7 protein-coding genes are annotated in these 14,497 nt (G+C 40.5%); 6 read left to right on the plus strand and 1 reads right to left on the minus strand.

From position 1 onward, the window contains the following. The first annotated feature begins 92 nt into the window (after window positions 1-92). The 6 genes from recC (at window position 93) to I6F43_RS08245 (ending at window position 13,463) form a co-directional block, all read left to right on the plus strand. Window positions 93-3,392 (plus strand): exodeoxyribonuclease V subunit gamma, encoded by a 3,300-nt coding sequence (gene recC, locus I6F43_RS08220; RefSeq protein ID WP_197101803.1) that lies wholly within the window; start codon window positions 93-95, stop codon window positions 3,390-3,392. Beyond that, window positions 3,379-6,957 carry an exodeoxyribonuclease V subunit beta gene (gene recB / locus I6F43_RS08225; RefSeq protein ID WP_197101805.1) on the plus strand — a complete coding sequence of 1,193 codons (3,579 nt, stop codon included), beginning with the start codon at window positions 3,379-3,381 and terminating at the stop codon, window positions 6,955-6,957. Before recC ends, recB begins: the two co-directional genes overlap by 14 nt. Then, window positions 6,954-8,984 (plus strand): exodeoxyribonuclease V subunit alpha, encoded by a 2,031-nt coding sequence (gene recD, locus I6F43_RS08230; protein WP_197101807.1) that lies wholly within the window; start codon window positions 6,954-6,956, stop codon window positions 8,982-8,984. The genes recB and recD overlap by 4 nt, the downstream gene beginning before the upstream one ends. Before the next feature lie 193 nt (window positions 8,985-9,177). Beyond that, on the plus strand, window positions 9,178-10,503 hold the full coding sequence (locus I6F43_RS08235; protein WP_007585625.1) for a methyl-accepting chemotaxis protein: 1,326 nt from the start codon (window positions 9,178-9,180) through the stop codon (window positions 10,501-10,503). Window positions 10,504-11,113: 610 nt separating this feature from the next. After that, entirely contained in the window at window positions 11,114-12,184 is a 1,071-nt protein-coding gene (locus I6F43_RS08240; RefSeq protein ID WP_165722281.1) for a hypothetical protein, read from the plus strand. 217 nt (window positions 12,185-12,401) lie between these two features. After that, entirely contained in the window at window positions 12,402-13,463 is a 1,062-nt protein-coding gene (locus tag I6F43_RS08245) for a hypothetical protein (protein ID WP_197101809.1), read from the plus strand. A 68-nt stretch (window positions 13,464-13,531) separates the two neighbouring features. Here I6F43_RS08245 and ttcA read toward each other — a convergent pair whose 3' ends face one another. Further along, complete coding sequence (gene ttcA / locus I6F43_RS08250) at window positions 13,532-14,446, minus strand: tRNA 2-thiocytidine(32) synthetase TtcA (RefSeq protein ID WP_007585631.1); 915 nt, start codon at window positions 14,444-14,446, stop codon at window positions 13,532-13,534. Window positions 14,447-14,497 lie beyond the last annotated feature (51 nt).

Below are 14,497 nucleotides of genomic sequence, written 5' to 3' on the forward strand. Positions count from 1 at the left end.
CTCTGATTTATTAGAGCCAATTACCCGTTTGCGCTACCCCTAATATTGAAAATATCTTACACTGGTTTTATCTCAAGCAAGGTCAGTGCTATATGCTAAATATTATTCAATCAAACCGGATGGAAGCCCTGCAAGCGCAGTTCCACCAGCTGTTAAAAGTAAACCCATTGCAAAGCCCGTTCGACAAAGAAGTGGTGCTAGTGCAATCGCCGGGTATGTCGCAGTGGTTAAAAATAGGTTTGAGCGAAAACTTAGGGGTCGCAGCGCAGGTGGATTTTCCGCTGCCATCGAGCTTTATTTGGCAGTTGTACCAGCAATTGCTGCCAAATGTCCCTAAAGAGTCGGCATTTAATAAGCCCAACCTTGCTTGGAAACTGTTTGCAATTTTACCAAACTGTATTGACGAGCCATTATATTTACCGCTAAAAACTTATTTAGAGGGCGATATTGACGGGCAAAAAACCTTTGCGCTGTGCGAAAAAATAGCCGATGTGTACGACCAATATTTAATGTACCGACCGCACTGGATAGCCACATGGGATAGCGGCAAAGATGAGCTTGATGATGTAGATGTAGCCATTGCCCCATGGCAACCTGACTTATGGCGACGCATTGTAAAACTAAGCCAAGAACTTGGGCAAAGCCAATTTCATCGCGCTAATATGCAAGGGCAGTTACTAGCAGCACTTGAGACTATGGACAATAGCTTACTGCCACAACGCATTAGTTTATTTGGTATATCGGCGATTGCCAGTTCCCAGCTAGACGTATTTGAAGCGCTGAGTAAAAAAACCGAGGTTATATTATTCTTTTTTAACCCGAGTGAGCATTACTGGGGCGATATTATAGATGAAAAAACAGCGGCTAAAATAAGCGCTAAATACGCTAAAATGCCGCTGGTGGAAGCGCAGCAAAAAAAACAAACCAACCCAGATGAAGAATACTACTTTATAGGTAATCCGTTGTTATCGTCGTGGGGTAAATTAGGTCGCGACTATTTTGAGCAACTCGTACAGTTAGATGCCCGTTGGATTGATGGTTTTATTGATGTGTTTGACGACACCTTACTAGGGCAAGTACAAAGCGAGATTTATCAGCTTGCGTTTAAAGGTGAATCGCTGACCGATAACAAAGAGTGGTTTATAAACGACGAAGGTAAATTACCAATCAGCGCAACCGACACCAGCATTACGCTCAGCGATTGCCATACACCGCTCAGAGAAGTTGAGCGCTTGCACGACTACTTACTTAACTTATTTAATCAAAACCCAGCGCTTACCCCCAAAGACATAATTGTCATGATGCCCGATGTAGGCACTTACAGCCCTTATATTGAAGCTGTATTTGGCGGGGCACAAGGCAGCCGCTTTATTCCTTACGCATTGGCCGATTTAGCCATAGAGCAAGAAAAGCCTGTCCTTAGCTCATTTGCGAGTTTAGCTAACTTACCGTTTTCGCGCTTTGGTGTGTCGGATATTCTCGATTTATTACAAGTTACGCAAATAGCCGAAAAATTTGGGCTTGAAGCGCACGAATACGAGCAAATTCAATACTGGCTTGAACGTGTTGGGGTTAAATGGGGTATAAACGCAGCGCATAAAAGCAGCTTTGATTTACCCGCTATCGATTTAAATACCTGGCAACACGGGCTCAACCGTTTATTGCTTGGCATTGCCATGCGCGACGAGCAATGCCCGTTTAACGGTATTTACAGCGCTGACGAAGTAGAAGGTATGGCGCTTGATACACTCAATAAGCTCGTGCACTTTATTGATGTACTGCAAAGCTTTAAAGAGCAGTTAACGCCCGATGATACGCTCACCAATAAAGCGCATATTTTAAGCGAGCTGTTAAACGCCATATACGAAAGTGAAAGCGATGACAGCTGGGATTTATTAGTACTTCAAAACGTGCTCGAAGAGTTACAAAAACACCACGAAAACGGCGATTACAGCAAGGCGGTTTCGCAGCGTATTGTTAGTTACTTAGTTAAACAAGGCATTCAAGAAAAAGGCGTAGGGCAGCGATTCTTAGTTGGGCAAGTCAATTTTTGTACGCTTATGCCCATGCGCGCCGTGCCATTTAAAGTGGTATGCATGCTGGGTTTAAACGATGCTGACTACCCACGTAACGTACAGCCCATTGGTTTTGACTTAGTGCCTTATTCTAAAAAGCAAAAAGGTGACCGATCACGTAAATTAGATGACCGCTACTTATTTTTAGAAGCGCTACTGAGTGCCCGCGACAACTTATACATGAGTTACATTGGTCGCTCGTGTTTTGATAACCAACCGCGCATGCCATCAACGCTTGTAAGTGAGCTGTTAGAATATATTGGCCGTAGTTTTGTATTAAACGAAAAGAGTGAAAAAACGCTGCCCGCATGTCTAATCAATCAGCAGCATTTACAGCCCTTTAATAGCCATTATTATTTAGCCGATGAGCAAGCTAATACTGTGCTGAGTAACCACAGTTACAACCCAATTTGGCTGCCAAGTGAGTCAATTAAACCAGAGCCAGTTATTGCACTTGATGTGACTGTGCCAGAGCAGCTAGATCTCGATGTGTTTATTAGAAGTGTGTGCAGCGCACAAGAGAGCTTTTATCAGCAAACATTAGGTTTACGCCTGCCACAATTTAACGAAGTAGCAAAAGACGAAGAACCCTTTAGCCTAGATGCACTGCGCCGTTATTTTTACCTTGATGAAATACTTAAAGCCAATATAAACGAGCAACCACTGAGTACCGAGCAAATACTGCAGCGGGGTGAGTTACCTCAAGCCAATGTAGGCAGCCTCATATTTGAAAGTATGGATCACCGAGTTGACGCGCTTGCAGGGCAAGTAAAAGAGCACATTAAAGGCGGGAAAAGTGAGCCTATAGAAGTTTTGCTTACCATTGAAGGCACCAAAATAGAGGGCTGGCTAAATCATGTTTATTTGCAAAAACAAGTGTTTTATCGCAGCGCCAGTATTAAAGCGAAAGATTTAATTAAAGGCTTTATTTATCACCTTGCAGCGCAAAGTATGGATCAACAAGTAGAAACATTGTTACTTGGGCTTGATAAGCAAATTACCTTTGCGCCCATAAGCAAAGCCGATGCCGATGCACTATTAGCCGATTGGTTTGAGTTATACAAAGCGCTGCGCGCAGAGCCTGTGCCGTTTTTTCCGGTAAGTGGTTATGAGTACGTTAAAAGCGGCGGCGATATAACAAAAGCAATGAGCAAATTTAGCCCGCAATACATAGGGCGAGGCGAGGGCGAAAATCCGTATATTCGCTTAACGGTGCAATCGCTAAACGATTGCCAAGACGAATTTATAAAATGGAGTGATAAATTGCTCACGCCTTTATTTGAACACGCAAAGGAGAGTGACCATGCAAGCGCTTAATCCTCTTACTATGCCGCTCATTGGTCAAAGTTTAATAGAAGCCAGTGCGGGTACTGGTAAAACTTATACAATTACGGGACTGTATTTACGCTACTTACTAGGCATGCAAATAGAAGGTGAGTTAAATACGCCGCTCAGTGTTGAGCAAATTTTGGTTGTAACCTTTACCGATGCCGCCACCCAAGAAATTAAAGACCGCGTACGCAGCCGAATTATTGCTGCGCGCGATGCACTACTTGGGCAAGACCCAAACGACGAACTCATTGAAGGCGTAATTGCCAAAATTGATGATAAACACCGCGCGTTTGATTTACTCGATGCAGCTGCTAAATCAATGGACGAAGCCGCTATTTTTACGATTCATGGCTTTTGTCAGCGGATGCTAAAACAACATGCGTTTGAGTCGGGAGTGGCGTTTAATCTCGAATTTATTTTAGATGAACGCGACATACTGCTCGAAACCATTAAAGATTTTTGGCGTGCATTTGTATACCCACTTAACAAAGAGCGCACCGATGCTATTTTAGATGTATTTGCCGCACCAGAGGCTTTATTCGCTCAAGTGGCGAGCATTTTAAATAAAGCCAATGCGCACATTACACCACAAATAAATTTAGATGATGTATGGAAAGCGCGTGACGAGTACATAACCCGTGTGCCTGCATTTAAAAAAGCGGTGTTAGAGCAAGAGTTTATAGGTGCTATTAAAGGCTCGGGTTTAAGTGGTTCTAAAACGCCAGCACGAAAAGGCAGCCTTGGTGCGCTTGAAGCATTTTGTTTAGGCGGCGATTTGTTTTTTGAATTTGGCACTAACAAGTATTCGTTTGAAGTGTGGAGTACAGAAAACTTAAGCGATGTGAGCAACTATAAAAAAAATCAGCCATTATTTGTGCATCCATTACTGAGTCAGTTTGACGAGCTTGCCGCCCTTAATAACACCATAAACCAAGGGCTCAAAATAGCAGTTATACAACATGCAGCACGCTGGGTAAAAGCCGCAATAGTTAAGCGCAAGCAAGAGCAAAGCGTGATCACCCCAGATGACTTACTGACCAATTTACACAGTGCGCTTAATAACGAGCAAGGCGACGTACTAGCACAAAAAATTGCGCAGTTGTTTCCGGTTGCCATGATTGATGAATTCCAAGATACCGATCCCATTCAGTACGGTATTTTTAGTAAAATTTATGGGCAACAAAATACCACGCTTGCCATGATAGGCGACCCAAAACAGGCTATTTATGGCTTTAGGGGCGCAGATATTTTTACGTACATTGGCGCAAAAGAAGCTGTACAGACTGATCAGCAATTTACACTAGGCACTAATTTTCGATCAAGCACCGATATAGTAAATAGCGTTAATAGCTTATTTGGCAAACACGCTAACAGCTTTATTTATAACGACGCCATACCGTTTAACGCAGTGGCTGCTAAAGGTAAAAAGGCAGAAGACTCTTTTTTAATTGATGGCAAACCCGCGACCGCATTCGAATTTAACGTATTTGTAGATGAAGCCGCAGATGAAAAAAACAAACCAACTAACAAAGGCGTAGGACAAGCACATTTAGCCACTCATTTTGCTAATAAAATAGTGACCCTGCTTGAAAAAGCAAAACAAGGTAATGCCTGTATTGGCAGTACTCCTGTAAGCGCTGCCGATATTTGTATATTAGTGCGCGACCGTGTTGAAGCGCAAATAATGAAAAAAGCACTTAGCGAAGCCAAAATAGCCAGCGTGTATTTATCGCGCGAGAGCGTTTTTAGCCAAGAGCTTAGCCATCACCTACTTAACTTTTTAACAGCGCTGCATGGTCAATATGACGAGTCATTGCTGCGCGGTGTTTTAGCTGGTCCACTATTTTGTTTAAGTTATAACGAAATACACGCACTCGCCGATGATGAAAATAAATGGCAAGACTACTTAAACTTTTTTGCACAACTTAGCCACATTTGGAACAAGCAAGGCGCTATGGCAATGCTTGAGCGTTTAATGAGCTATAATCAGCTTAGCGCTAAATGGCAAGGTTTAGGGTATAACGTTGAGCGTTGGCTGACTGACTTTAGGCATTTGGGCGAAATACTTCAACAAAAACAAATAGAGCTTGAAGGCACGCTGCGTTTACTGCGCTGGTTTGCACAAAAGGTAAGCCAACAAGACGGTGAAACAGTACAAGTACGCCTAGAAAGTGACGCCAACTTAGTTAAAATTGTTACTATGCATGCCTCAAAAGGGCTTGAATACCCACTGGTATTTATGCCATTTGCCAGTGGCTATCGCGAAACTAAAGAAGCGCTTTATCACAATAATGGCAAGCTAGTTTACGATTTAAGTAAAGACGAAGATGCCCTGCAAAAAGCAGAGCAAGAGCGTCTAGCTGAAGATTTACGCCTGCTGTATGTAGCACTTACTCGCGCCGTGCATTTTTGTGCGCTTGGTGTTTATAATATTGGGCAAGGGCAAAGTAGCCGCTTAGCTATGCAAAGTAGTGCACTGGGGCATGTGTTATTTTCAGGGCTTGAGCTTGCTAGTAGCCAAACATGGCGCACGCATTTAAGTGAGTTTTGCGACGCTAATAGCGCGATGAGCTATCAGCAATTTACCTCACACACATTATTAGAGCAGGGCACGCTTTGTTTTAGTAATAGCAAAATTGCGCAGCAAACATTAAGTGTTAATAAAGTAACAGCAAACATTGAGCGTAACTGGCGAGCAACCAGCTTTAGTGCGTTGAGCTTTAAAAAGCACAGCGACCAATTAGCCCCAGGGCGAAGTGATGAAGATCACGAAAAAGACGAGTTTGCAGTGCAAGAGGACGAACTACCATCACCTTATAGCTTTCCTAAAGGGCCAAAGCCTGGTAGCTGTTTGCACGAAATATTTGAACAAATAGATTTTACTAGCCCAATAGTCCACCCAACTAATACCGAGCAAAACTTATCGGAAGTTGTTAAGCGCAGCCTTGAAAAATACCACATAGGTGAGCAATGGCGAGAAGTGGCTGAAAAGTGGGTGCTCGATGTTCTTGCGTGCCCCCTAGATAGCGACTTTCTAGATAAGGGACTTCTTTCATTGGGTGTGCTTACACCCAATGATTGCCTAGTCGAAATGGAATTTAATTTACCCCTTGAGAGCTTAAGTGCACCTAAGCTAAACGAAATGCTGGTTAAACATTTTGGTTTTACGCAAAGTAAGCTTGAGTTTTCGCAAGTAAAAGGCTTGTTAAAAGGCTTTGTCGATTTAATATTTTGCTACCAAGGCAAATATTATATTTTAGATTATAAGTCTAATTATTTAGGCAGTACGCCAGCTGATTACGAAGGCGACATGCTTGAGCAAGCGATGAGCAGCCATCAGTATCATTTACAGTATTTAATTTACACCGTAGCGCTGCATCGTTTATTAAAGCAACGCATAGTTAATTACTCAATAGAAAACCATTTAGGCGGCGTGTATTACACCTTTTTACGAGGAATGCCGGCAGGGCAAGGCGTGTACTTTAAAAAGTTAACTGTAGAGCAAGTAACTATTTTAGATGGCTTATTTAGCCAAGGAGCTATGCTATGAGCGATTTAAATGAGCAACCTGGTTTGTTTGACGATATTGATCAAGCGCCTAGCGATGAGCCTCTAAATATTTTTAAATCACAAAACGAGGTAGCTGTAAAAAATTCAATTACTGAAGTCCCGTTACTTGAGTATTTATTAGTTGAAAAACGATTACGTGTAGTTGATGTTAAGCTCGCTGAATTACTGAGTACTAATAACAAAGAGCAAACACATAATAAACTATTTTATATTGTTTTATTACTGTGTTTATCGCAGCAAAGCCAGCATAGCTGCCTAACCTTAAATGAGGTTGATTGGAGCAATCCTTTTAATTTGCGCAAAGGTGACTTTAATAAACTCGATGGCAATGTACCCAGTACGCTAAGCCCGTTTGATGATGACTTTAATGTACACACAGCGGTTAGTTATTTACAAAACCATGAAAGCGTAGGCGAAAATAAACCACTGCAATTGTTTAACGAGCGACTTTATTTTGCGCGCCTTGCAGGTTATGAGCAAACACTTGCTGATAGACTATTAAGCATGAGCGAGCGAAAGCTAAATATTAACAATGAGATACTGGCTGAACTTTTACACACCTATTTTCCTACTGATTCAACAATTGAAACTGATTGGCAAAAAGTGGCGTGTGCGATTGCCGCAACCAAAGGCTTTAGTGTGATCACGGGTGGCCCAGGTACAGGTAAAACTACCACAGTGACTAAGTTGCTGGCTATTTTGCAGTCACTTTATAAAACCGCGCCGCTTAGTATTAAGCTGGTGGCCCCTACAGGTAAAGCCGCTGCACGTTTAAGTGAGTCTATTTTGGGCGCTAAAAATAAGCTCACAACGATTCCTGATGATATAAAAACGCTGATCCCGCAAAGCGCTCAAACGATTCATCGTTTATTGGGCGTAAAACCGTTTACTAATAAATTTAGACATAACAAAAGTAATCCGCTGCATTTAGATGTGCTAATTATTGATGAAGCCAGTATGGTCGATTTATCGCTGATGGCTAAATTAATAGAAGCACTACCTGCGCATGCGAGATTAATACTCCTAGGTGATAAAGATCAGCTGGCCTCGGTAGATACCGGCAGCGTAATGAGCGATTTATGCCAAGGTTTAATACTTGAGCAAACGCCAAGCTACTCGCAAGCACGTTGTGATGAACTAAATAGCTTATGTTTTAATAATGAGCCTAAGCTCGTAGCGCAAAGCGTGAGTGAATTTAAACTCGCAGATTGCGTTGCCTTTTTACAGCACAGTTATCGATTTGATGCACAAAGCGGCATTGGTCAACTCGCACTTGCGGTAAACACCAATAACACCGGTATTTTAAATTACGTTGAGCAAGAAAGTACTGAAGGGCGTTTTAACGATGTAATTTTAGATTACGACTTTGTAGCAAAACCGATTGAAAAGCTTGTTAAAAGTGCAGCAAGTCATTATGCAAAATACCTTAACTTAATTGCCCAAGGGGCAGATGTTGCACAGGTGCATGCTGCTTTTGCTAGTTATCAGCTTTTAGCTGCAGTGCGAGAGGGCGATTACGGCGTGCATAGCTTAAATCAGCGAATAGAGCGCGTATTGCAACAGCAAGGTTTAATAACAGTTAGCCCTAATACTCATCATTATACAGGCATGCCCATTATGGTGAGCCAAAACGATTACCAGCTTAAGTTATTTAACGGCGATATTGGTATTTTAATGCCCGATGAAAGCAATCAGCTCAAAGCCATATTTATTGATGAGCAAGGGAATCAACGAGCATTTTCGCCAGCACGACTCCCTGCACACGATAAAGTCTATGTAATGACTATTCATAAATCACAAGGTTCAGAGTTTAGTTACACAGCCATGGTACTGCCACCGCTAAAACAAGCGCGCATGGGTATTAACAGGCAATTAGTGTATACGGGAATAACCCGTGCTAAAAACACCTTTGAGCTGGTGGCTGATAAAAAAGTACTACAACTAGCGATGAATAAAAGTGTATCGAGAGCGTCTGGATTGTATGAAAGATTAAAGTTTGAGAATTAAAGGTTCTGCTGGGACATAGAAGTTATTTTATTGATGTATCCACATATTTGTAGATACCAGTGTTTATGTATTGGCTATTTTAAAACTTTCTGAATCTAGTAATTAAAGCTCTTATTATTTATCGCGTTATAAATAATATCTTCTATAATAAAATTAATTTCATTTCATATCGAATGTATTAGTAGGGATATTAATGTTTTTTTCTAAAAATAAACAAAACGAAATAGCTTCTCTAAAAGCTGAACTTTACCCATTACAACAAGTATGGGAAGGGCTTTACCGAGAGATGTTAGTACTAAACATTCTTTATGATGGCCGAATTTCGCACGCCAATGATAAGTTTTTAGAAAACCTAGGCTACAGTGAAGACGATCTAACTAATAATTCTTTTGACGATTTTATTACAGATTCGTCTCGTCAATCTTCAGAATTTAAAAGCCTGCAGCAAGCTATTAAAAAAGAAGGGCATTGGGGCGGTGCATTGCAAGTTATGCGCAGCGATGGTAAAGCTGAATGGTTACGTTTAATAGTACATCCAGTAAAAGGGGAGCAAGATCAGTTGCTCTATTTTTCTATATTCGGAAGTGTACTTACAAAAACAATTACGGCTTCTCGCGAGCAAAGCGATACTATTAAAGCGATATATCGCTCTATGGCGGTAATTGAATTTGATTTAGAGGGCCATGTCTTAAAAGCAAATGATCAGTTTTTAGCTGCAATGGGTTATCAAGAAAGTGAAATACTAGGTAAACATCACCGTACGTTTTGTGAGGCTTCAGAGTATAACTCCCAAGAGTATCTGCAATTTTGGGCTAAATTAAGAGAAGGTAAGTTTATTGCTGAGCGTTTTAAGCGTGTAGATAAACATGGCAACATTGTTTGGCTAGAAGCGTCATATAACCCAATCTCAAATGACGCGAATGAGCTTTATAAAGTGATGAAGTTTGCAACTGTTATCACTGATCAAGTAAATCAAGAAATTGCGATATCACAAGCTGCCGAAATTGCTTATAGCACATCAACCCAAACTGATAAAAAAGCAGAGCAAGGCGCGAGCGTTATACAAGATACAGTCGCAGTAATGACTGAGCTGGCTATTAACATGGAGCAAGCTGCAAATGAAATTTCAGCGCTTGATCAGCAGTCGCAACAAATATCGAGTATTGTACAAAGCATTAGTAGTATTGCTGAGCAAACAAATTTATTAGCATTAAATGCCGCAATTGAAGCGGCAAGAGCTGGCGAGCAGGGGCGAGGCTTTGCTGTGGTTGCAGATGAAGTGCGATTGCTTGCATCGCGTACCTCAAAAGCAACAGAAGAAATTGTAGAAGTTGTACAGCGCAACCAATCACAAACCCAAAATACGGTGGCTGTAATAGAAAAAGGTAAAGAGAAGGCAGAGCAAGGCTTGGCGTTATCTAAAGAATCTGGTGAAGTGATGCAAGAGATCCAACAAGGTGCACAAGAAGTTGTAAATGCGATTGGGCAATTTACCAGTGAACTTAAAGCTAACGGTTAGATTAGCTTCGTCCTTATTCTAAAGCGGACACTTTCAATGGTATCCGCTTTAATCTTACTACCCTCAATATACCCCTTGAAACCCATCTAATAATTTCAAATATAACAACTATACCTCTATTAACTCATTAATCAGTATGAAATAAGTTTCTTCTCTTCTCTAAATGATAATAAGTTGTTGCATTTTTGTTCGTTGTTCCTAATACTAGAGTCTGTTGATCTTTCAAGGTTAAATTTGCAGCAGTCTGTTTGGTATTTAGGTAAGGCAGAGCCTAAGTAGTGTGGTTGTTCCCCATAAATAGGCGATAACGTAGCATTAATGCCAAACAGACGCTGCCCAAAGGGTACTTCCTAGAGGCTATTTACTCTTTGTTGCTCGGTTTTTACTTATTCTTACATGGATGTAAGCCAGTAGAGTAACGCAGGAGCAGTTACCGAGCCCACTAGGTTACAAATCTCGCGCCGTGATTAAATAGCCTCTAGTTTGAACAAATTTTAATCCGCAAAGAACAACAGACCCTAGTGAACACCTAAGCTGACAAGCTTATGTAAACCAACATGAATACCTTAAATGATAATAAAATATTAAGTACACAACATTAAGGAATTGTATGAACAACACAAAGCGCACACACAAATTAATTAAGCCAAGCCACCTAATTGGTGCGGGGTTAGCTATGTTAATGAGCTTTTCTGCAGCGAGTAAAGACTACAAAATTATATTAATTCATGGGTTACAAACTTCGCAAATAACAAATAAGTCGGGTAGTGATGTAATCAATGATGGTGAAACATATTGGCAATCGTACTGGAATAATCGTGCAGATGAGCGAATTGATTGGCCTGCTTATGAACGTATTGAAGGTAAAATTGCTACCGATTGGGTGTGGCCAAAGCTAAAGCAAATTTCACGCTCTAATTTATGCAGTGATGGCTGTGTATTTGTAACACATTCAACAGGAGACTTAGTTGCACGCCATATTATTGATAATCAAGAAAACTGGTTAGAAAACGAAGGCTTAGAGCCGCTTAATATTGTTGCTACGTTTGATTTAGCAGGCGCGGGTGGTGGAAGTGAGCTGGCTGACGTAGCTGTTAGTGCTTTAACTGGCGCATCATGGAACTTTGCGGTCGATGCTGCACTCAAATGGTGGCTAGGAAGTGATGTAACCGAAGCTGTTGGTGTATTACACGATTTAAAAGTAAACAATGCACGTAAAATTTCACCATTCCCAGATGCACGTACGCCACGTTTACGCTTTGTTGCCGATGGAAATGCATATTTGGGTTTAACGGGTGGTTTTTTAAAAGGCAATGATGATTCGGTTGTTGCATCGCACTCTTCATGTGGTGCCAGTTCGGCTGGCTCGTTTGGAAGTTGTAGCAGCAGTGTTGATACAAATGGCCATTTAAAATCGCAAGGTGATGCAGTAAGTAGCTTTATGCCAAACCATTATCCAATGATGATGAGTGACAGTTATAGCCATAACGAAATACATAACGCGCAGCGAAAAGGTAATGTAACAATAGCCATGAATAACGTAAATGTGGAAGGTGACACTGTAGGTTTTAATACGTTTGATAAAACTACAGGTAGTTGGTTTTGGAAAAAACAATATCGTTATATTAAGGATTCAAATAATTTAAGCGCATCAGCACTTATTTATAATGTGATTCCATAACATACAAGGCGTGTAGTTATACCAATCTGCATAAATCTTTGATCAATTTAACGAATTAAATTCCACTATAACGTCGTTAAAAATTTTTTATTTAGAACAACTAGATACAAAAATTTTTGCCTAGTTCTAGCGTAATTTTCTTAACGTTAAATAGACCCCATATATAAGCAGATTGGTATTAAAAACTATACGCCTTATAAAAGATTGAAATATAAAAATGAAAAAATTTTATGCCGTTGCTTTAATTATTAGCACTATTTTATTCTCGCTATGGTTTACAGGTAAAAATGATGCTCATAAAGTTGTTGAGCCAATAACACCTCAGGTTAAACACAGTGCGAGCGTAGCTGATTTATCGCCTGTAAAAGTGATCCCTATAGATGTACCTACAGCAAAAAAAACACAATCAAAAAAACAAATCGCGTTTAATGAAGACTTAACAAAAGCAGCGCAGCAAGTGGTTATGCAATATGAAAGTGCACTTAAATTTCCTCCTTATTCTCAGCCATTGAGTCCATTAGATGAAGATCGATTAAAGCCAAATCAATTCTACCCGATATCGAGCCCTATTGATGAAAGTGGCGATGCTTTAACGTTAAGTCTTAAACAATATCGTTTTGTATACCCAGAAGAAATAACAATAAAGATAAGCGCTCAAGGGCTTGGAAAAGTGGTCGTTGAGCTTGCAAATACAGATACAAAAGAAGTGTTAAATACCCATACAGGCAATGCGCGTGACGGTGAAGCAATTATTACATTTGAAGAGGATGAAGATTACCCTCGTAGCTTACAAGTGTTTGTAGAGGGTGATGTTGCGGGTAAAAAAGTTCCCGTAGTTGCGCAAATTCAATATATGCCGCCGAGTGCAACTTTAACAGGTTTTGAAACTGCTTATGCACAAAACGAAAACATGATTTTGCCAGCTAACATAGTGGTAGTAAAAAGTGGTTTGTATCGTGTTAGGGCTAATTTATACAGTGGCGATACACCACTTGCTCATTTAGTATCTAAAGAGCGGTTAACGAAGGGAAGCCAAACTCTTAATTTGAAAGCTCATTGGTCGGTGCTACCACAAGGCATTACAGATATGCGCTTAAGCGACTTTGTTATTGAGAGAATGTCGCCAAGCCCAGGTGAGCGAAATAGCTTTGGGAATAGTGAAATAAGTCATTTTGATATTAACGATTTTTCGTACGATAGCTTGCAGCAATTACCATATCAGGCTAATGCACAAGAAAAGTTAAGTTTGGAATTTTTACAAGGCTTAGCTGAGAGTTAAAAATAGAACGCAATGCTGAATTGGTAAATTTAAGGGGGTTGTACATAAATACAACCCCCTTAAATTTGTTAGCTTAGATTTATAGTAACTACACTTGGCGCTTCTTGTTCATCAAGCTCATTAGCAACAGGCACTTTAGGAATATCTGGTTTATCAAGGGCTATATCGCCACCATCAATTACTTCACCTGTTTGTAAGTTTTTAAAATCAAACAAGTCGGCGTCAGCTAAATGTGAAGGCACTATGTTTTGCATTGCTGTAAAAATGCTTTCAATACGACCTGGGTGCTCCGCATCCCATTTAGCGAGCATTGTTTTTGTATGTTTACGCTGTAAGTTTTCTTGCGAGCCACATAGGTTACACGGAATGATAGGGTAACCTTGTACAAATGCGTATTGGCTTATGTCGCTTTCTTTACAGTATGCAAGTGGGCGAATAACCATATGCTCGCCGTTATCACTCATTAATTTAGCCGGCATACTTTTTAGCTTTCCGCCGTAAAACATATTTAAAAACAATGTTTCAATCATGTCGTCACGGTGATGCCCAAGGGCTATTTTAGTAGCGCCTAGCTCTTTTGCTGTGCGGTATAAAATACCACGACGTAAGCGTGAGCAAAGTGAACACGTTGTTTTACCTTCAGGGATAATATCGGTAACAATACTGTAAGTATCTTCTTCTACAATTTTGTATTCAACATTTAATTTATCAAGATACTGGGGTAAAACATGCTCAGGAAAATCAGGTTGTTTTTGATCAAGATTTACAACAACTAGGTCAAACTTTATAGGTGCTACACGTTTTAAATGTTGAAGCATTTCAAGCATTGTGTAGCTATCTTTGCCGCCAGAAAGACATACCATTATACGGTCACCCTCTTCAATCATATTGAAGTCCATAACGGCTTGACCAGTTTGGCGACGTAAACGCTTTTGCAGCTTATTTAAGTTAAATTGAGCTTTAGCTTGATCTGAGTGTGACAATTACGCCCCCTAATAAAACAATACAGCAAAGTTATTTGCTAAAAATAAAGG

The sequence above is a fragment of the Pseudoalteromonas sp. NZS71_1 genome, assembly GCF_015864305.1.
Taxonomy (GTDB): Bacteria; Pseudomonadota; Gammaproteobacteria; order Enterobacterales; family Alteromonadaceae; genus Pseudoalteromonas; species Pseudoalteromonas arctica.

Coding starts and splice junctions, on each gene's coding strand:
- recD (WP_197101807.1), top strand. CDS start 6,954: ATGAGCGATTTAAATGAGCAACCTGGTTTGTTTGACGATATTGATCAA.
- I6F43_RS08235 (WP_007585625.1), top strand. CDS start 9,178: ATGTTTTTTTCTAAAAATAAACAAAACGAAATAGCTTCTCTAAAAGCT.
- I6F43_RS08245 (WP_197101809.1), top strand. CDS start 12,402: ATGAAAAAATTTTATGCCGTTGCTTTAATTATTAGCACTATTTTATTC.
- recB (WP_197101805.1), top strand. CDS start 3,379: ATGCAAGCGCTTAATCCTCTTACTATGCCGCTCATTGGTCAAAGTTTA.
- recC (WP_197101803.1), top strand. CDS start 93: ATGCTAAATATTATTCAATCAAACCGGATGGAAGCCCTGCAAGCGCAG.
- I6F43_RS08240 (WP_165722281.1), top strand. CDS start 11,114: ATGAACAACACAAAGCGCACACACAAATTAATTAAGCCAAGCCACCTA.